This is a genomic window from Streptomyces griseus subsp. griseus (genome assembly GCF_000720255.1).
Classification (GTDB): domain Bacteria; phylum Actinomycetota; class Actinomycetes; order Streptomycetales; family Streptomycetaceae; genus Streptomyces; species Streptomyces griseus_I.
Window position 1 is genome coordinate 165,007 of record NZ_JOJE01000009.1, and the last position, 18,834, is coordinate 183,840.

The 18,834-nt window shown below is 72.1% G+C and carries 16 protein-coding genes; 6 read left to right on the forward strand and 10 right to left on the reverse strand.

The window, feature by feature from the left end:
* Positions 1 to 51: 51 nt before the first annotated feature.
* From IG99_RS15465 to IG99_RS15500, 9 genes are all read right to left on the reverse strand, one after another.
* Positions 52 to 1,359 (reverse strand): hypothetical protein, encoded by a 1,308-nt coding sequence (locus tag IG99_RS15465; protein WP_394298018.1) that lies wholly within the window; start codon positions 1,357 to 1,359, stop codon positions 52 to 54.
* A 101-nt stretch (positions 1,360 to 1,460) separates the two neighbouring features.
* Entirely contained in the window at positions 1,461 to 3,257 is a 1,797-nt protein-coding gene (locus IG99_RS15470; RefSeq protein WP_234311857.1) for a DUF3492 domain-containing protein, read from the reverse strand.
* Positions 3,258 to 3,470: 213 nt separating this feature from the next.
* On the reverse strand, positions 3,471 to 5,087 hold the full coding sequence (locus tag IG99_RS15475) for a dipeptide ABC transporter ATP-binding protein (RefSeq protein WP_037674242.1): 1,617 nt from the start codon (positions 5,085 to 5,087) through the stop codon (positions 3,471 to 3,473).
* A complete protein-coding gene (locus tag IG99_RS15480; protein WP_037674245.1) occupies positions 5,084 to 6,082 on the reverse strand; it encodes an ABC transporter permease in 999 nt (332 codons plus the stop codon). Before IG99_RS15480 ends, IG99_RS15475 begins: the two co-directional genes overlap by 4 nt.
* Positions 6,079 to 7,101, reverse strand: a complete 1,023-nt coding sequence (locus IG99_RS15485; protein ID WP_037674248.1) for an ABC transporter permease — start codon at positions 7,099 to 7,101, stop codon at positions 6,079 to 6,081. The genes IG99_RS15480 and IG99_RS15485 overlap by 4 nt, the downstream gene beginning before the upstream one ends.
* 4 nt (positions 7,102 to 7,105) lie before the next feature.
* Positions 7,106 to 8,827, reverse strand: coding sequence for an ABC transporter substrate-binding protein (locus IG99_RS15490; protein WP_037674251.1), 1,722 nt, complete (start codon positions 8,825 to 8,827; stop codon positions 7,106 to 7,108).
* A 166-nt stretch (positions 8,828 to 8,993) separates the two neighbouring features.
* Positions 8,994 to 9,086 carry an Ms4533A family Cys-rich leader peptide gene (locus IG99_RS51655; RefSeq protein ID WP_324606134.1) on the reverse strand — a complete coding sequence of 31 codons (93 nt, stop codon included), beginning with the start codon at positions 9,084 to 9,086 and terminating at the stop codon, positions 8,994 to 8,996.
* Positions 9,087 to 9,143: 57 nt separating this feature from the next.
* Positions 9,144 to 10,520: a DUF3152 domain-containing protein gene (locus tag IG99_RS15495; RefSeq protein ID WP_078947726.1), complete on the reverse strand. Its 1,377-nt coding sequence runs from the start codon at positions 10,518 to 10,520 to the stop codon at positions 9,144 to 9,146.
* An 8-nt stretch (positions 10,521 to 10,528) separates the two neighbouring features.
* Positions 10,529 to 11,554: an alpha/beta fold hydrolase gene (locus IG99_RS15500; RefSeq protein WP_078947727.1), complete on the reverse strand. Its 1,026-nt coding sequence runs from the start codon at positions 11,552 to 11,554 to the stop codon at positions 10,529 to 10,531.
* Positions 11,555 to 11,716: 162 nt separating this feature from the next.
* Between IG99_RS15500 and IG99_RS15505 the strand changes: the two genes are divergently transcribed.
* The 4 genes from IG99_RS15505 (at position 11,717) to IG99_RS15520 (ending at position 13,593) form a co-directional block, all read left to right on the forward strand.
* A complete protein-coding gene (locus tag IG99_RS15505) occupies positions 11,717 to 11,941 on the forward strand; it encodes a hypothetical protein (protein WP_037674254.1) in 225 nt (74 codons plus the stop codon).
* A gap of 196 nt (positions 11,942 to 12,137) precedes the next feature.
* On the forward strand, positions 12,138 to 12,782 hold the full coding sequence (locus tag IG99_RS15510) for a TetR/AcrR family transcriptional regulator (protein WP_037674256.1): 645 nt from the start codon (positions 12,138 to 12,140) through the stop codon (positions 12,780 to 12,782).
* Positions 12,783 to 12,926: 144 nt separating this feature from the next.
* A complete protein-coding gene (locus tag IG99_RS15515; RefSeq protein WP_037674258.1) occupies positions 12,927 to 13,154 on the forward strand; it encodes a DUF3107 domain-containing protein in 228 nt (75 codons plus the stop codon).
* A 169-nt stretch (positions 13,155 to 13,323) separates the two neighbouring features.
* Entirely contained in the window at positions 13,324 to 13,593 is a 270-nt protein-coding gene (locus IG99_RS15520; RefSeq protein WP_199815527.1) for a hypothetical protein, read from the forward strand.
* A gap of 79 nt (positions 13,594 to 13,672) precedes the next feature.
* On the opposite strand, the gene IG99_RS15525 is transcribed toward IG99_RS15520, so the two are convergent.
* Positions 13,673 to 14,410: a ferritin-like fold-containing protein gene (locus IG99_RS15525; RefSeq protein WP_037674305.1), complete on the reverse strand. Its 738-nt coding sequence runs from the start codon at positions 14,408 to 14,410 to the stop codon at positions 13,673 to 13,675.
* Positions 14,411 to 14,905: 495 nt separating this feature from the next.
* On the opposite strand from IG99_RS15525, the gene IG99_RS15530 reads away from it, so the two are divergent.
* The gene (locus tag IG99_RS15530; RefSeq protein WP_037674263.1) at positions 14,906 to 17,575 is read left to right on the forward strand and encodes a DEAD/DEAH box helicase; all 2,670 of its coding nucleotides are present in this window, start codon (positions 14,906 to 14,908) and stop codon (positions 17,573 to 17,575) included.
* 140 nt (positions 17,576 to 17,715) lie between these two features.
* Complete coding sequence (locus IG99_RS15535) at positions 17,716 to 18,612, forward strand: alpha/beta fold hydrolase (RefSeq protein ID WP_037674265.1); 897 nt, start codon at positions 17,716 to 17,718, stop codon at positions 18,610 to 18,612.
* Positions 18,613 to 18,834 lie beyond the last annotated feature (222 nt).

Genomic DNA, 18,834 nt, shown 5'->3' on the forward strand with positions numbered 1-18,834 from the left:
GGTCTCCTTATGGGTGTTACGGGTTGTGCGGTGTCATGGGTGGTGCGGGTGTCACGGCCGGTTCGCTCGGGCGTGGGCCGAGGCCCGGGTCAGGGTGCGGGCCGCGTGGATCAGGAGGGTGAGGGAGGCCGCTCCGCAGGAGAGGGCCGGGACTCCCGCGGGGCCCCAGGCCTCCGCGAGGGTCTCGACGGGGACGGCGAGGGCGGCGCAGCCGGGCAGGCGGCCCGCGAAGACCGTGGCGAGGGCGACCGCCTCGGCGGCGGTCGTGGCGGCGAGGACGACCGCCGGGGCGTGGGTGAAGCCGTGGACGGTGAGGAGACGGGCGAGCAGGAGGAGCGCGCCCAGGGTGAGGGTGGCCGCGTAGGAGGCGGGCTCGTCCAGGACCGCCGCGCAGAGGGTGAGCAGGGCCGCCAGCGCGCCGACGTACAGGGTGAACGTGCCGAACAGCAGCGGGCGTACGGAGGTGGCGAACTCCTCCAGGCCGCGGCTGGCGGCAAGGGTGCGCCGCGCGCGTGTGGCGAAGAGGTGGGTCGTCCAGGCCGCGGGCGTGCAGGCGAGGGTGAGGGCCAGCAGGGGGACGGTGGCCAGCGGCCAGGGGCCGTCCGCCGTTCCGGTCGGCAGACCGTCCGGGCCTCCGGCGAGAGCGGCGCGCAGGAGTCCGTCCCCCAGGGCGGTGTAGGCGAGGAGCCAGCCGGTCCAGACGCTGGAGGCATGACGGCCGGAGGACGCGCCCCGCCTGAGGCCCAGGGGCCCGTGGCGCAGGACCGCGCCCAGTCCGAGGGCGACGGCGATGACCCCCGCGGCCGCGACGATCAGGCGCGGCTGTCCCTGGGTGAGGCGTACGCCGGCCACGGTCGCGGTGCACAGCGCGCCGGGGAGGAGGGTGAGCAGGGCCCGGTCGACACGGGGTCGGGCGGGCGCGGGGGCCGTGTGGGGCGGCGCTTCGCCGTCGCGGGGCACGCGCGCGTACATCTCCTCCGCGAGCGAGAAGACGTCACGGTGGCGGAATCGGGCCGCGGTCCGGTCGGTGACGCCGTGGGCCTCGAGGCCGGCGGCGATCTCCAGGGGGTCCACGGCCCGTTCGCACAGCTCACGATGGCGGTGCATCAGGGCTTTGACGGGATCGACGGCGCCTCGGCGGGACGGGCCGACGTCCGGCTTGCGGGCAGCGCTCAGCGCGCGACCGGCCAAAGCCACGCCCTCGCCGTCGCCGTCGATATCTCCGTCGCTGTCGATATCTCCGTCGCTGTCGACCGCGCCCTTGACCTCGACCGCGCGCTCGACGGCGTCCTCGACCTCGTTCACACCGGACTCCGTGATGTCCCGCGCCACTCCCCCGGCCACCCCGAGCTCCGTCACGCCGTTCTCCCCGATCCCTCCGGCTTCCGTAGCCAAAACCCCCCTTTCCCATGCCTTAGTACGGTCCGGGCCCCCGGCTCGGCTCAGTCGCTCGGCACTGTTCATCGGGCTGCCTCCACCGCGGGGTTTCCGGCCGTGGCGGTGACCGGTGGCTGTGCCGTCCCGCCCTGCCCACCGCGGGCGGCGACGCGGGCCACCGGGTCGGCCCAGCGGCCGGGAAGGTGGGCCTCGGCGGGGACGGCGAAGGGCTGGGGGTCACCGCTGCCCTCGAGGGCGGCGCGGGTGACCGGGCATCGGGAGACGATCTCCAGGTAAATGCCGTGGAACGCCGTGATGTTCTGCTCGACGGTGAACAGTTCGAGTGCGCGGGCGCGGGCGGCGGCACCCAGGCGGGCACGACGCTCGGGGTCGCGCAGCAACGCCACGCACGCCTCGGCGAGCGCCCGCGGATTGCGCGGAGGCACGACCAGCCCGGTGCCGCCGATGACCTCCACGACCGCGCCGACGTCCGTCGACACCGTCGCCCGGCCGCAGAACATGGCCTCGGCCAGGCCGATGGGGAAGCCCTCGACGACGCTGGACAGGACGATCACCGCACCGGACGCGTACGCGTCGGCGGGCGTCGGGGCCTCCGGGCCGCCGATCTCCTCGAAGGACACCGGGTTGTCGCCCACGGCGTGGGGGCCCTCGGCCTCGTCGGGGAAGAGCTGCGCGGCCAGCGCCTTGCAGTGGCCGAGGTACGCCGCACCCTCGGCTCCGGCCGGGGCGCCGACGATCCGCAGCCGCGCCTTCGGCTCCCCCTCGCGGACCTTGGCGAAGGCGTGCAGCAGCGACACCAGGTCCTTGGCGGGCTCCACCCGGCCCATCCAGACCAGCGTGTTCGGCTCGGCGGCGTCCGGGGACTCCCCGACGTCCGCGAAGCGGGACGCGTCCATGCCCGGGTGGACGGTACGGAGCTTGGCGCGGTCGGCGCCGCAGCGTTCCTGCCAGCGCCGTGCGTGCGCGTTGCCGGAGGTGACGAAGGCGGCCTGCCGGTACACCTCGGCGGCCAGCCCGCCGTGAAAGACGGCGAGCAGGGCGCGTACGGCGGGAGCGGCCCCCGTGGCTTCACCGGGTGCCCCGGGTGCCCCGGGTGCACCGGATCCACCAGGCCCAGCGGACTCACCCGACGTCCCCGCACCCGACGCCCCCGCACCCGAAGCCAGATAGTGCGACCGCAGCCGCACCCCGTACTCGGTCACCAGCAGCGGTACGCCCGAGAAGTGCCGCGCGAGCAGGCCGGGCAGGGCGGCCGCGCCGCCGGACGTGGCGTGGCACAGGTCGACCGCGCCGAGGCCGTCCTCCTCGTACCAGTCGAGCGAGAGGGGGCGCAGGGCGCGTTCGATGTGATCCGCGACGGCGAGCAGTTCGGGCACGCGGGCTTCGCGCGCCGTGCGCAGTGCGCCGGGCGCACGGCAGGCGCGCTCCAGGGTGCGCACAGCGTGTTCGGACCGGAGCGCGCCCATCAGCCCGCCCTCATCACGGGCGAGTTCCGCCAGGCCGTACAGCGCGTAGCCGAAACGGTCCGCCTCGGCGCCCGACGAGCCGGCGAGGGGGTCCGAGGCATCCCCCTGGCACAGCGCGGCCACCAACTCGCCGTAGGCCTCCGCGAACCGGCGGCGCGCGCGGCGCCCGTACACCACCCCGTCGCACTCGGCGGACCAGAGGGGCGCGGTGCGGACCCGGTCGACGTGCGGCGGCAGCGCGACCCAGCCCTCGTCCTCCTGGCGTTCGCTGCGGCTGAGCGCGTAGATGTCGAACTCGTGCTGCCCGAGCCCGCGCACGAGCCGGTCGCACCAGAGCACGGCGTCACCGCTCACATACGGATAGCCACCCTCCGTAAGCAGTCCGATGCGCACGAGTGCACCCCCGATCTCCCGTTTGGGGAGCCGCCGTTGACCCGACGGCTCGCAGCGGGAAGAACGTATGCGGACAAGGCGGTGGCGCGACGGACGGTTGTCCATCGCGCCACCAAAAGGGGTGAAGGGGCGTAACTTTCCCGTGCAGGTAGCGTTCCGTCGCGCTAGGAGATCAACCGCACACGAAACGTCACTTGCGAACTGGGCGGAGACTCAGACGACCACCGCCAACTCCCGGCGCGCGGCCCGGCGACGGGCCGCTTCCGCCGGGTCGAGCGCCGGCACTGCGGCCAGGAGCTGCTTGGTGTACAGGTCCCGGGGCGACTCGTACACCGCGTCGGCGGGGCCCTCCTCGACGATCCGGCCGCGCCGCATCACCACGACCCGGTCGCTGACCTGGCGCACCACGGCGAGGTCGTGCGCGACGAAGACGAGCGCAAGCCCGAGTTCGCGCTGCAGTTCACCGAGCAGGGCGACCACCTGCGCCTGGGTGGTGACGTCGAGCGCGGAGACCGGCTCGTCGCAGACGATGACGCGTGGGTCGGCCGCGAGCGCCCGCGCGATGCCGACGCGCTGGCGCTGTCCGCCGCTGAACTCGTGCGGGTAGCGGTCGTAGTGCGCCCCTTCGAGGCCGACGCGCTCCAGCAGTTCGCGTACACGCCCGCGTACCCGCCCCTCGTCCTTCTCCCCGCGCGCCCGCAGCGGATCGGCGATCGACTCGCCCACGCTGCGGCGGGGGTTGAGTGAGGAGACGGGGTCCTGGAAGACCATCTGCACGGCCGGGTCCACCCCGGACCGCACTCGGCCGTCGAAGCGGACCTCTCCGGCCGTGGGCTCCAGCAGCCCGACCAGCATCCGGCCCAGCGTCGTCTTGCCGCTGCCGCTCTCGCCCACGATGCCGAGGGTCTCGCCCCGGTGGATCGTCAGCGAGACGTCGTCCACGGCGTTGAACGCCCGCTTTCCACGCCCGAACACCCGCCCGAGCCCGGTCGCCTCGAGGACGGGCTCCCCGGAACCTCCCTCTGACACCGGGACCTCCTGGGGAGCGACCCGAGCCGCGTCGACTCGCGGTACCGCCCCCAACAGCTCCCGCGTGTACGCCTCCGACGGCGCTCCGAGCACCTCCTGCACCGCTCCGTGCTCGACCGCCCGTCCGTGCCTCATGACCAGCACCTCGTCGACGCTCTCGGCGGCGACGCCCACGTCGTGGGTGACGAGCAGCAGCCCCATGCCGGTTTCCTCGCGCAGCGTGTGCAGCAGGTCGAGGATCTGCGCCTGGACGGTCACGTCGAGCGCGGTCGTCGGCTCGTCGGCGATGAGCAGGCCGGGCTCGCAGGCCAGCGCCATGGCGATCAGCGCTCGTTGCCGCATGCCGCCGCTGAACTCGTGCGGGCGGGACCGGGACCGCCGTACCGCGTCCGGGATTCCCACCCGGTCGAGCACCTCGACCGCACGCGCGCGTGCCGCTCGCCGCGACGCGCGCGTGTGCACGCGGTACACCTCGGCGATCTGATCGCCGATGGCGTAGTACGGGTCGAGGGACGACAGCGGGTCCTGGAAGACCATGGCGGCCTTCCCGCCGCGCAGCCGCCGCAACTCCTCGTCGGAGGCGGCCCGTACGTCGGTCCCGGCCACGTGGACCGAGCCGCCGACCCGCGCGCCCGTGCCGCGGTGCAGCCCCAGCAGGGCCGAGGCGACCGTGGACTTGCCGGAGCCGGACTCGCCGACCAGGGCGAGGGCGGCACCCTGCTCCAGCGCGAAGGACAGTCCGTCGACGGCCCGCAGCTCGCCGAACTCGACCGTGAGATCGGTGACTTCCACGAGACTCATGTCAGCACCACCCGTCGGTCGGCCACCGCGTACAGCACGTCCGCGACGGCGTTGGCGACGACCACGAAGAACCCGATGACCAGGACCATGCCGACGACCACGGGAAGGTCGACGACGTTGACGGCATGGACCAGTTCCTGTCCGATGCCGGGCAGGCCGAAGAGCGTCTCGGTGAGGACCGCGCCGCCGACCGCGCCCCCGAAGTTGTTGGCGTTGAGCGCGATGACCGGCGCGAACGCCCCGCGCAGCGCGTGCCGTCCGATGATCGACCGTTCGCCGACGCCGTACGCGCGGAAGGTGCGGATGTGGTCCTCGGCGAGAGTCTCCAGCATCGACGCCCGGGTCAGCCGGGCGAACGCGGCGGCCTCGATGAGGGCGAGCGAGAGCCACGGCAGCAGCAGGTTCCACGCCCACTGCTCGGGGTCGTCGGTCAGGGCGACGTACTGCGGGAACGGCAGGAGCTCCAGTTCGCCGCAGACCACGATCAGCAGGACCAGGCCGATGACGAAGACAGGGGTGGCCACGCCGGCGAGCGTGATGCCGGTCAGCAGCCGCTCGGAGAGCCGGCCGCGCCGCCACGCCGAGAGCACACCGGTGCCGACGCCGAGAACCAGCCAGACGACCATGGCGCCGAACACGAGCGACAGGCTGACCGGCAGCTTCGCCAGGATCAGCTGGGTCACCTGCTGGTCGCTCTGGTACGACAGGCCGAGGCAGGGCGCCGAGCAGTGCTGGACCGCGGTGCCCGTCGAGTAGTCCTGGCCGGCGAAGAGGCCCTGGAGGAAGTGCCAGTAGCGCACGTACAGCGGGTCGTCGAGGTGCAGTTGCTCGGCGACCTGGTGCACCTGGGCGGGCGAGCAGCGCGGGCCGCAGGTGATCTGGGCGACGTTGCCGGGGGTGACGTAGAAGACGACGTAGACGATCACCGAGATGGCGAAGAGGGTGATCACCATGCCGAGGGCGCGGCGGAGGGCGAAGCCCACGAAGCCGGTCATGAGGTTCCCCCCTTGGGTTCGGCCGCGTCGGCCCTGGCCTCCCGCTTGCGGCCCGTTCCGACGCGCAGCCGGGAGGCCGCGCGCGGGTCGAGGGCCGTGCGGACGCCGTCGCCGAGGACGGTGAGCGCGAGGACGGTCACGAACAGCGCGCCGGCCGGGAGCAGCAGGTACTGCGGCGCGGCCTGGTACCAGACGTCGGCGGCGGTGAGCATCTGTCCCCAGGACGGGGTCGGCGGCTTCACGCCGACGCCGAGGAAGGACAGCGCGGCCTCGACGGTGATGTTCTGCGGGACGAGGAGCGCGGAGTAGGTGATGACGGGCGCGGCGAGTCCGGGCAGCAGTTCACGGCGGGCTACCTGCCAGGTGCCCCAGCCGCTGAGCCGGGAGGCGGAGACGTAGTCGAGACCCTTGAGGGTGAGCGTCTGCGCGCGCACGATCTTGGCGATGTTGCCCCAGGCGATCAGGCCGATGACCAGGGCGACCAGGACGGGGCGCGGGAAGGTCGAGGGCACGATGGCGAGCAGCGCCAAGGCCATGATCATCAGCGGCAGTGCCACGATGATGTCGGTGATGCGGCTCAACAGTTGATCAACCCACCGGCTGCCGAGCGCGGCGGCCACCCCGACCACGACACCGATGGTGACCTGGACGACGGTCGCCGCCAGTGCGACACCCAGCGAGACCCGTGCACCGTAGACCAGACGTGCGAACAGGTCGCGGCCGGTCTGCGGTTCCACGCCGAGCCAGTGCTCGCCGCTGATGCCGCCGAGCGAACCGACGGGCACACCGCCGCGCGCGGAGTCGATCAGGGAGGGGTGGTATGCGGTCGGGTCCTGGCCCTCGATCGCCGTGAGCAGCGGCGCGGCGAGCGCGAGCAGGACGAGCAGCGCGACGACGGCCGCCGCGACGAGGGCGGCGCGCTGCGCCCGCAGCCGCCGCCAGAACTGACGGGCACCCGAGGCCCCCGGGACGACGGTGTCCGTCCCGGAGGTCTGGGCGGTGAGAAGTGCCTCGCTCACGGTGTCACTTCACCGCGACCTGCGAGGGGTCCAGGACGCCGTCCCAGTCGCTGATGACGATGTTGCGGACGTCCTTGCCGTACAGCCGCTTGTAGACCGGGTGGAACAGCGGGACGGTCAGCGCCTGCTCACCGATCTTCTTGTCCAGCGCGCCCCACCTCTTGGCGGCCTGGTCAAGATCCGTCAACTTGTTGATCGCGTCAATCTCGTCATTGACCGACTTGTCATTGAGGAAGCCCGTGTTGAAGTTCGCGCCGTCCTTGACGATCTGCCGGCCGTCGAAGATCGGTGCCAGGAACGGACCGCCGGAGGGCCAGTCGGCACCCCAGTGCGCGAGGAAGAAGCCGGGTTCGGTCTTGGCGTTGTGGATCTTGTCGGAGTAGTCGTTCTCCTCCAGGCCCTGCAGCTTGACGGTGATGCCGGCCTTCTTGAGCGCGTCCTGGATCGCGGTCGCGATCTCGGGGCTGGTCTCGAAGTCCTTGCTGTTGGAATGGGTGAGGGTGACGGTGAGCCCGTTCTTGAAGCCCGCCTGCGCCAGCAGCTCCTTGGCCTTGGCCGGGTCGCCGGTCTTGCCGGCCGGGAACAGGTCGTACGGCGTGTAGCCGAAGGACTTCTGGTTCGGCAGGAACGTGGTCGCGGCCTCGGCCAGCGACGAGCCGCCGGCCGCGTTGACCACGGACGACCGGTCGATGGCGTAGGAGATCGCCTGGCGCACCCTGATGTCGTCGAACGGCTTCACGTTCGGGTTGAACGCGATGTAGTTGGTGTAGCCGAAGTGGCCGGTGCCCACGCGCGCGGCGAGGTTCTTGTCGCCGGTGACCTTGGCGAGTTCGGCCGGGCCGAGGTTGGTGTCGGTGGTGACGGCGGCGGCGTCGGCGCCCTGGGACGCGGAGAGCCGCTGGTTGATGACGGACGAGTCGAGCCCGGACCGTACGTCGATCTTGTCCGGGTACGCCTTGCGCTCGGCGTCCGTGGAGGCGGACCAGTACGTGTTGCGCTCCAGGGTCAGCCGCTCACCGTCGTTCTCGTTCTTGACGACCTTGTACGGCCCCGACGAGATCGGGTGCTGCTCGTACTTGGTGCCGGTGTCCTTGGCCTTGGGTACCGGCGCGAACTGCGTCTGCGTGGCGAGGAACGGGAACTCGCCCTCGGGCTTGTTCAGGTGGAAGACGATGGTCCGCGCGTCCGGCGTCTCGATGGAGTCGAGCCCGCCCTTGTCCTTGTAGGGGCCCTGGTAGTCGGCGCCGCCGACCAGCCAGTCCCGCAGGTAGGGCGCACCGCCCGAGAGCTCGGGGGCGAAGGAGCGCTCGATGCCGTACTTGATGTCGGCCGAGGTGATCGGCGAGCCGTCCTCGTACTTCAGGCCCTCCTTCAGCGTGTACGTCCACACCGTCGCGTCCTTGTCGGGGCGACCGGTGTCGGTGGCGAGGTCCGGGACGACCTTGGCACCGGCGGCGCCGTTCTCGCGGTTGCGCGTGGTGAGCGTGCGGAAGACGAGGGAGGGCACCTTGCCGCCGCCCGAGGTGTACAGGCGGGCGGGGTCGAAGTCCTGCTGCGGGTTGGAGTTCAGGATCGTGAGGGTGCCGCCCTTGTGGGGCGTGGCGTCGCCACCGCTGCTGCCCTTGGCATCGTTGTCCTTCGGCCCGCAGGCGGCGGCGCCCGCTGCCACGACCAGGCTGACGGATGCCGCGGCCACGCGGCGCGCTATGAGGGACGGTTGACGCATCGGAGACGACCTCTCAAATGGTGAGACGAAATGACGAGGAGTGAGACGAAAATGAACAGACGTCTGCCCGGCGTCGAAGTCGTCGGAAAACCATGACCTCGGTCGGCGAAAAGACCCGGGTCACGGAGGAAGAGAGAGATCGCGACGCGAACGCCAGGGGCGGGCGTCAGCTACAGAGGATGTCGGCCACGCAGAGCGGGGTCACACCGATGAGCGCCAGCTCGATGGCGGCGCGGGTGGAGGCGTGACGGGGCGACATGCGCAAAAATATGGTCGAACTTTCTGCGCATGTCAATGTGACGTCGGCGTCCCCCCGTCAACTCTCGGGAAAGGCCCAGGGGTTGGGTCGGCAGTGAATTCCGTCGTGATCGAGGAACTTCGTCTGCTGCTGCATGACCGGCGCGAGCTCGCCGTCCTTGTCGCAGGTCACATGGTTTTTGCCGAGCCGGTGACCGACCTCGTGATTGATCAGCATCTGCCGGTAGGCGTGAATCTGGTCACCATAGGTCGTCGATCCCTGGGCCCACCGATACGCGTTGATCATCACGCGCTCGGTGACGGCCGAGTCGCAGGAGACGTTGTCCTCTGTGATGTCGAGGTTGGACTTCGCGCACCATTCCGCGGTGGTGCCGGGGCTGGCCAGGGTGATCACGAAGTCGGGCTTGCCGGTGGAGATCCGCTCGAAGGTCCGGGCGCCGTCGTGGGCCCAGCTCCGGTTGTCGTTGAGCGTCTTCTGCACGGCCTGCGCGAAGAGCGCGCCGTCGAGTCCGAGCCCCTGCTCCACGTCCACGCGGTAGGTGTACTTCTGGCCCCCGCCGGGCGCCTTGTCGAAGCCGGGGACCGTGTCGAACTTCCCCGAGCCCTTGAGCTTGGCGCCGAGCGGGTACGTGGTGTCCATCTTCTGCTCGTACGTCAGCGCGGCCTCGCGGGGAGACGCGGACGGGCTCGCCTGTCCGTCGGTGCCGGCCGCGGAGCCGCGGGCGTCCCTGGCCTGGTCCGTGGCGGACTGCGGCCGGGCCTCGCCGCCGTCGCCGCCCTGCGCGACCTGTCCGGCCACGATCACCGCCAGCACGGTCGTGACGGCGGCGGCCGCGATGCCGGTGAACGTACGTCCCCTCGTGCCCTTGCCCGGCGTGCGCGCACCGCCGGACGGGCCCGCGTCGGCAGCGGTGGCGGAGGTGCCGTCGCCGACCCGGTCGGCCGCGTCCCAGTCGGTGGCGGAGCCGTACGGATCCGAGGCGAGCGCGGAGGTCCGCTCACGCCTCGCGAAGACGTCGCCACCCTCCCCGAAGGCGTCGAGGTAGTCCTGGCGGGGCCCAGGCCCCCGCCGCTGACGGGGTATCACGGGTCCCTTGCCGCCGGAACGATCCCTCACCTCGCCCCAGCCGCCGCCGGCCTCCCGCTGCTCGGGGTGTCCGCCCCGGACGTGCGGGACGCCGTGGGCGGGGGTGCCGTCGGGGAACCTCGGCGTACCGTGCGTGCCGTCCGGCCGTCGTGGCCCGCCGTACCCGGGAGCGCCCTGCGCGGGCGTGCCGTCCGGCCGTCGTGGCCCGCCGCTGCCCGCCGTCCCGCCCGTGGGCGGTGTCTGCCGTCCCGAGGCGGGACCCGGTACGCGATCCCGGCCGGATGTGTCCGCGCCGTCACCCTTGGAGCCGCTCCTGGGTGCGGGCCCCCGTCGACTGTGGCGTCCCACGCTGCGCCTCAGCTCCCCGCGCTCGTGCCGCTCGGCGCCTCGGCCGCCGCGGGGGACCCGCCCCCGTGCGCGGCACCGGCCCCGTTCGACGTGGCGGCGACCAGCTCACGGAACGCCATCGCCACTGTCTCGGGGTACTCCATCATCGCCACGTGCCCCGCGTTCGGCAGGGTGAGCAGACGGGAGTCGCGGAAGGCGCGGGCGGCCCTCTGGGCCATGCGGAAGCCGACGAGCTGGTCCCTGCCGCCGTAGATCAGGAGCGTCGGGGCGAGGACCCGTTCGGCCTGGCGCCACAACCCCTGCTGACCGCCCAGGGTGTACGCGTTGACGATCCCGCGCGTGGAACGCGTCATCGCGTCCCAGAAGTAGGGCAGTTGCTGCCGCCGCTCCAGCTCGTCGACGGCGTGACCGAACGCCTCCGCCGACACCCGCCCGGGGTCGCCGTAGCACAGCGCCATGACCCCGCGGACCCGCTGTTCGGCCGTCCACTCCTTGGTGATGCGGGCGAACAGCGCGGCCACGCCCGGCACTCCGAGCAGCGCCGTGGGCACCGCGGACCGCTGCACGCGCAGCTCCGGCAACGCGGGCGAGACGAGGGTGAGTGTCCGGACGAGGTCGGGCCGGACGGCGGCGACGCGTGTGGTGACCGCGCCACCGAGGGAGTTGCCGAACAGATGGACGGGGCCGCGCCCGGTGGCGTCGAGATAACGGATGACCGCGCGCGCGTGGCCGGTGACGGAGTAGTCGCCGTCGTCCGGGGGTGGGGAGTCGCCGAAGCCGGGCAGGTCGACCGCCTCGCAGTCGACGTCCCCGTCGAGCAGCTCCATCAGCGCCGACCAGTTCTGCGAGGAACCGCCGAGGCCGTGGACGTAGAGCGCGGGAGGCAGGCCCTCGCGCGCGGGGGGCCTCGATCGCACCGACAGGGTGACTCCCGGCAGTCCGACGGACCTGAGCCGCTCCCCCTCTCCGACCCTGACGGGCGACACCCTGGGAAGCACGGTGGCCGGTACGGGCGGCAGCTCGGTCCAAGACATGCGGCAATGTTACGAGACGATCACGCACTGGTTCATGTGTTCGCCGTCACAGATGGCGTGCACATCGCATAGCTTCCGGATCGGGTGTCTCCTAGGCTCTACAGAGGGCACCCGCAGGGGACCCCTGTATTCCCAGGGACGTTCGTAGGAAGGGAGCCCAGCATGACCGTCGACCCGACCGACCCGGAGACGTTCGAGGCGTCCAAGGACGACGAAATTCCGGAGTTCGACGTCGAGGCACCGGAGCACGACGCCGCCGAGCAGCACGCGGACGTCACACCGAATCGCGACGATCCCCTCGAGGGCGTGGACCCGGCCCGCGCCAACGAGGCCGACCTCGTGGAGCAGGCGCGCGTCGTCTCCCTCGACGAGGACGACTACCGCTGAAGAGCACCGCCGGCACCCCCATCGCACAGGAACGAGGCCCGTTTTTGCCCTGTCCCCGTCCGCTCGAAACCCGCTGGGCCGCTTTCGCCTCCGTCCGGTCCGTGAAATTCTGCGCTCACACCGCGCACAGTGCGGTTACCGAAAAGTACGATGGCGGCGCGGCGCAGACCGCACGTGGACGACATTGGGAGGCGGCGTGACAGCCATCGAGCAGACAGAGGCAGCACGCCCGCGAGGCACGCGCCTGCCGCGCCGTGCCCGACGGAACCAGTTGCTGGGCGCCGCCCAGGAGGTCTTCGTGGCGCAGGGGTACCACGCGGCCGCGATGGACGACATCGCCGAGCGGGCCGGCGTCAGCAAGCCGGTGCTCTACCAGCACTTCCCGGGCAAGCTCGACCTCTACCTCGCCCTGCTGGACCAGCACTGCGAGTCCTTGATCCAGGCGGTGCGCGGGGCGCTGGCGTCGACGACCGACAACAAACAGCGGGTGCGGGCGACGATGGACGCCTACTTCGCGTACGTCGAGGACGACGGCGGCGCCTTCCGTCTGGTCTTCGAGTCGGACCTGACCAACGAGCCCGCGGTGCGCGAGCGCGTCGACAAGGTCACCAACGAGTGCTCCGAGGCGATCTGCGACGTCATCGCCGAGGACACCGGCCTCTCGCGCCCCGAGTCGATGCTGCTGGCGTCGGGTCTGGGCGGACTCGCGCAGGTGGTGGCCCGCTCCTGGCTGCACAGCGATCGCAGCGTCCCGCGGGACCAGGCGGTGCAGTTGCTGGCGTCGCTGGCCTGGCGGGGTATCGCCGGTTTCCCGATGCACGGCACCGAGCACCAGCACTGACCGAGGCGCCCTGGGGGTTTGTTCCCGTCGGCTGTTCGCTCCTGGCGTGCAGGCGCGGAGGATGAACGTCCCCGCACCGGGCTAGTGTGTGCAGCGTACGGCGCGGTAGTCGCGCACTTCACTGACCGTCGGAGGGACATAGCCGTGGAGGTCAAGATCGGCGTGCAGCACGCGCCCCGCGAGATCGTTCTGGAGAGCGGTCAGAGTGCCGAGGAGGTCGAGCGGGCGGTCTCCGAGGCGCTGGCCGGCAAGTCGGCGCTGCTGAGCCTCGTGGACGAGCACGGCCGCAAGGTCCTGGTCCCGGCGGACCGCCTCGCCTACGTCGAGCTCGGCGAGCCTGCCCCGCGCAAGGTGGGCTTCGGCGCTCTCTAGGCACCTGTGTGAAGAGGGCCCGGCGACTGATCAGTCGCCGGGCCCTCTTCGTGCCTCCTCCACAGCCGGAGCACAAGTCACCCACAGAAGAGGATTGGATTCCGCAGGTCAGGGGTAATACGGACGACGACCGCATTGCACGGCCGCCCGTGTGGGAGGGACCCCCATGATGTTGTTGGAAGCGCTCGCCTCCGCTGTGCTCGGTCTCGCGCTGGCAGCGGCGGCGGTGCACCGGTTGTCGCACCGGCTGCCCCTGCGCTCCCTGGTGCTCACGACCGGTGTCGCCGGAGCTCTTTTCGGCGCCTTCCTCACGCACAGCGCGCTGGACGCGGGCAACTTCCTGCTCACCCTCGTCGGCGCCGCCATCGTCTCCGCGGCGTCGCTCTCGCTCCTGCTGCGCCCGTCGGGGCGACTCCGCCGGCGCTCAGCGCCGGCGTAGGCACCGTCGTTCCTAGGAGGGACGCCACCTGGGGCCTGCCCGGTCGGCAGGTCCCAGGCATCCCAGGCGCCCAGGCGTCCTAGGCGGCGAGACCCAGGGCCGCCATCCGCTTGGTGTGGGCCTCGGTGATGCGGGAGAACATCCTGCCGACCTCGGCGAGGTCGAAGCCGTCCGCGACACCGCCGACGAGCATCGTCGACAGCGCGTCCCGGTCGGCGACCACCCGCTGTGACTGCGACAGCGCCTCCCCCATCAGCCGCCGCGCCCACAGCGCGAGCCGTCCGCCCACACGCGGGTCGGCGTCGATCGCGGAACGCACCCGGTCGACGGCGAAGCTGGCGTGTCCGGTGTCGTCGAGCACACCCAGCACCAGGGAGCGTGAGTCGGAGTCCAGCCGGGCGGCGACCTCACGGTAGAAGTCGCTGGCGATCGAGTCGCCGACGTAGGCCTTGACCAGCCCCTCCAGCCAATCGGAGGGCGCCGTCTGCTTGTGGAAGCCGTCGTACGCGGCGACGAACGGCTCCATCGCCCGGGTCGGCTCCTCGCCGATCTCCGCCAGCCGGTCCCGCAGCCGCTCGAAGTGGTGGAACTCGGCCGACGCCATCTTCGCCAACTCCGCCTTGTCCTCCAGCGTCGGCGCGAGCTTGGCGTCCTCCGCCAGCCGCTCGAACGCCGCGAGCTCGCCGTACGCGAGCGCGCCGAGCAGATCGACGACCGCGGCCCGGTACTGCGGATCGGCGGAGGCCGTCGCCCAGTCCTGGGCGGCCACTCCGGTGTGTTCGGCGGGAGCGTCAGAGGTGTTGTCAGGCGTGGTCATGAAGCGCACAATAGTCCGCTCGCCCGGCCTCGGAAGTCCCTGGTCAATCGTTGTGACCACTACTACGCGAATCGGTGTGACAACGACTACGTGACCGAATCGGCCATCGCGTATGCGGGAATCCGGGGTATGGTGGTAATGCGCCTGCCGAATATTCGACGGGCCGCACGTATGAGGATGCCCGGTCGGTGGCCCGATCGGCTCCGACCCGACAGCCCTCCCTGACCGTACGGCACTGTGCGTACGACGATCGGAGGGGGACCCTCAGCGGTACGAGAGCTAGAGCGTCGGCAGTGGTCCCGTGCCCTTACGGCCCGACCGTAATGGCAGCCGACGTCCCCGGCACGGTCCTACACGACCCCCGCGCTCGCCTCACGCCGCCCACACAGAAGAGGCAGCACCCTGACTACGACGTTCCGACAGCTCGGAATCCTTCCCGAGACCGCCGAAGCCCTCGAAGCGGTCGGCATCATCACCCCCTTCCCCATCCAGGAGATGACGCTCCCCGTCGCCCTCACGGGCACGGACGTCATCGGCCAGGCCAAGACCGGCACCGGCAAGACGCTGGGCTTCGGCCTCCCGCTCCTCGAGCGCGTCACCGTCCCCGCCGACGTCGAGGCCGGCCGCGCGCAGCCCGATGACCTCACCGACGCCCCGCAGGCGCTCGTCGTCGTCCCCACGCGCGAGCTGTGCACGCAGGTCACCAACGACCTGCTGACCGCGGGCAAGGTGCGCAACGTGCGCGTTCTCGCCATCTACGGCGGCCGCGCCTACGAGCCCCAGGTCGACGCCCTCAAGAAGGGGGTCGACGTCGTCGTCGGCACCCCGGGGCGACTGCTGGACCTCGCGGGCCAGAAGAAGCTCAACCTGCAGCACATCAAGGCGCTCGTCCTCGACGAGGCCGACGAGATGCTCGACCTGGGCTTCCTGCCCGACGTCGAGAAGATCATCAACATGCTTCCGGCCAAGCGCCAGACCATGCTCTTCTCGGCGACCATGCCGGGCGCGGTCATCGGTCTCGCCCGCCGCTACATGTCGCAGCCCACGCACATCCGCGCCACCGCGCCGGACGACGAGGGCGTGACCGTCGCGAACATCTCGCAGCACATCTACCGCGCGCACAACATGGACAAGCCCGAGATGGTCGCGCGCATCCTGCAGGCCGAGGGCCGCGGGCTCGCGATGGTCTTCTGCCGCACCAAGCGGACGGCGGCGGACCTCGCCGACCAGCTCAAGCAGCGCGGCTTCGCCTCGGGCGCGGTCCACGGCGACCTCGGCCAGGGCGCCCGCGAGCAGGCCCTGCGGGCCTTCCGCAACGGCAAGGTGGACGTGCTCGTCTGCACCGATGTCGCCGCCCGCGGCATCGACGTCGAGGGCGTCACGCACGTCATCAACTACCAGTCCCCCGAGGACGAGAAGACGTACCTGCACCGCGTCGGCCGCACCGGCCGGGCGGGCGCCAAGGGCATCGCGATCACACTCGTCGACTGGGACGACATCCCGCGCTGGCAGCTCATCAACAAGGCGCTGGAGCTCAAGTTCAACGACCCGCCGGAGACGTACTCCACCTCCCCGCACTTCTACGAGGAGATGAACATCCCCGCAGGCACGAAGGGCGTCCTGCCGCGTGCCGAGCGCACGCGCGCGGGCCTCGACGCGGAGGAGCTGGAGGACCTGGGCGAGCCGGGCGGCCGCGGTGGACGCGGCGGTCGTGGTGGGCGGGGCGGCGAGTCCCGCGGCCGGGGCGGCGAGTCCCGCTCCGCCGACACCGAGGGCACGGCCCGTACGCCGCGTCGTCGCCGTCGTACGCGCAATGGCACTCCGCTGGACGCGACGTCGGCCCCGGCCGGCACGGAGACTCCGGAGGAGACGACCACCGCGGAGGGCGGTACCGCTGCGCGCACCCCGCGCCGCCGTCGCCGGACGCGCGGCGGGGCAGTGGCGGAGCAGGCGCAGGTGACCGTGGAGCAGACGCCGGTGGCCCTCACGCAGGCACCCGCGGTCGTCGGACCGACGTCCGGCGAGGCCGCGGAAGCCGCCGTGGCGACGGCCGAGGGCACGAGCCTCGACGCCGAGACCCCGGCGAAGCCGCGCCGCCGCCGCACCCGCAGGTCCACCGAGACGGCCACGGCGGCCACTCCGGCCGGGACGCAGTCGGCTCCGGCCGAGGCGGCCCCGGTCACGGCCCCCGCGGCCGTGGTCGCGGAGCCGTCGACGGTGGTCGCGGAGCCGTCGACGGTGGTCGTCGAGGCGGAGCCCGCCGCTCAGCCCGAAGCCCCTGCCAAGACCCCGCGCCGGCGCAGCCGTAAGGCGACACCCGCGGCCGAGGCGGCGGAGGGCACGACCGCCGAGGCCACGGTCGACACGGCCGAGGCCACGGTCGACACGGCCGAGGCCACGGTGACCAAGCCGCGCCGCACCCGCAAGGCGACCGCAGCGGCCGAGACCGCCGTCGACAACGCCGAGGCCGCGGAGGCCAAGCCGCGCCGTCGCACCCGTAAGGCGACCGCGACCGCCGAGACCGCCGTGGACACCGCGGAAGGTACGGCGACCGAGGCCACCCCGGAGACGGCGGAGCCCGCGCCGCGCCGCCGCACCCGCAAGGCAACCGCCCCTGCGGAGACGGCCGAGGCGCCGGAGCAGGCCCCCGAGGCCAAGCCCCGTCGCACGCGGAAGACGGCCGCGGCGGCGGAGACGGCGGTCGACACGGCCGAGGCCACCGAGGCCAAGCCGCGCCGCACCCGCAAGACGGCGTCCGCAGCCGTGGAAGCGGTCGACACCGTCGAGGCCACCGAAGCCAAGCCGCGCCGCACCCGCAAGACGGCGTCCGCAGCCGTGGAAGCGGTCGACACCGTCGAGGCCACCGAGGCCAAGCCGCGCCGCACCCGCAAGGCAACCGCCGCCGCGGAGACGGCCGTCGACACCGCCGAAGCCACCGAGGCCAAGCCGCGCCGACGCACCCGCAAGACCGCCGAACCGGCGACCACGGCCGCCGACATCCCGGCACAGGCCGCCCAGGAGCCGGAGGCCAAGCCCCGCCGCACCCGCAAGACGGCCGCAGCGGCCACCACCGCCGCCGAGGCCGGATCCGACGCGGTCGAGGCGAAGCCCAGGGCACGCCGTGCCCGCAAGGCGACGGTCGCCGCGGAGCCCGCGGAGGGCTGAGCGCGCTGAGCGCTGAACACGGCCCGACGGCCCGGTCCCCTCGTGGGCCGGGCCGTCGGCATTGCGGGCTCACCCCCGAACCCGCGAACCCGCGAACCGCGCGCGGTTCACCACCCCCACCCCTCCGCTAACCTCACCCCGTGACCACTCCCGTCGCCCCCTCCGCGTCCGCCCCGCCCCCCGGTGCGCGCGCCTACCGTCTGCGCACCGAGCGCGGTGACTTCGCCGTCGTCGACGCACCCGTGGCCCCCGGGACCGAGGAGAAGGGGGTCGCTCTGTTGCTGCCGGGGTTCACCGGCAGCAAGGAGGACTTCCACCGGGTGCATGAGCCGCTGGTGGCGCGCGGCTACCGGAGCGTGGCCGTGGACGGGCGGGGGCAGCACGAGTCCGACGGGCCCGAGGACGACGAGTCGGCCTACACCCAGACGGAGTTGGCGCGGGACGTGCTCGCGCAGGCAGCCGCCCTCGGCACCCCCCTGCACCTGGTCGGGCACTCCCTCGGCGGCCAGATCGCCCGTGCCGCCGTGCTCCTCGACCACTCCCCCTTCGCCTCGCTGACCCTCGTTTCCTCCGGCCCGGCCCAGATCTCCGACTCCCAGCAACAGCGGGTGAAACTGCTGCACGACGCGCTCGCCGTGATGACGATGGCCGAGGTGTGGGAGGCCGTCCTGGCGATGGGCCCGCCCGAGGAGGTCGGTGGTCCGGCCCGGGGCTACGGCCGGGTGGAGCAGCTGCGCCGACGCTGGCTCGGTCACAAGTCCGCGCAGCTCCTCGCCACCGGCCGCCAGTTGTGCGTGGAGCCGAACCGGGTCGCCGAACTCGCCGCCGTACCGCTGCCGTTCCACGTCCTGTCCGGCACCCGCGACGACACCTGGCCGGTGCCCCTCCTCGACGACATGGCCGTGGAGCTGAGGGCGCACCGGACGGTCGTACCGGGCGCCGAGCACTCACCGAACCTGGACCAGCCCCTCCCCACCGCCCAAGCCCTCGCCGGCTTCTGGGACACGCTGGGCGACCAGGCCCCGCAAGCCCGCTAGTGTCCTGCGCCGTTGATTCGTAGGCAGTTCAGACGTGCCGCTCGGACCTAAATCAGGCAGCTGAGCAGGCAATTTGACCGTTCGTAACGCAGCAGAACTACCTACGGACTTCGGACGCAGGGCACTAGTAGGGCTTGGTCAGGTCGGTTGTGGTGGCGCGTGTCCTTCGGGACGGGTGCGGCGTTGAGGGTGTGTGACTCCGGACGAGATTGCTGTGGTGCG

Coding starts and splice junctions, on each gene's coding strand:
- IG99_RS15500 (WP_078947727.1), bottom strand. CDS start 11,554: ATGTCTTGGACCGAGCTGCCGCCCGTACCGGCCACCGTGCTTCCCAGG.
- IG99_RS15480 (WP_037674245.1), bottom strand. CDS start 6,082: ATGACCGGCTTCGTGGGCTTCGCCCTCCGCCGCGCCCTCGGCATGGTG.
- IG99_RS15520 (WP_199815527.1), top strand. CDS start 13,324: ATGTTGTTGGAAGCGCTCGCCTCCGCTGTGCTCGGTCTCGCGCTGGCA.
- IG99_RS15475 (WP_037674242.1), bottom strand. CDS start 5,087: ATGAGTCTCGTGGAAGTCACCGATCTCACGGTCGAGTTCGGCGAGCTG.
- IG99_RS15525 (WP_037674305.1), bottom strand. CDS start 14,410: ATGACCACGCCTGACAACACCTCTGACGCTCCCGCCGAACACACCGGA.
- IG99_RS15505 (WP_037674254.1), top strand. CDS start 11,717: ATGACCGTCGACCCGACCGACCCGGAGACGTTCGAGGCGTCCAAGGAC.
- IG99_RS15490 (WP_037674251.1), bottom strand. CDS start 8,827: ATGCGTCAACCGTCCCTCATAGCGCGCCGCGTGGCCGCGGCATCCGTC.
- IG99_RS51655 (WP_324606134.1), bottom strand. CDS start 9,086: ATGTCGCCCCGTCACGCCTCCACCCGCGCCGCCATCGAGCTGGCGCTC.
- IG99_RS15530 (WP_037674263.1), top strand. CDS start 14,906: ATGACGCTCCCCGTCGCCCTCACGGGCACGGACGTCATCGGCCAGGCC.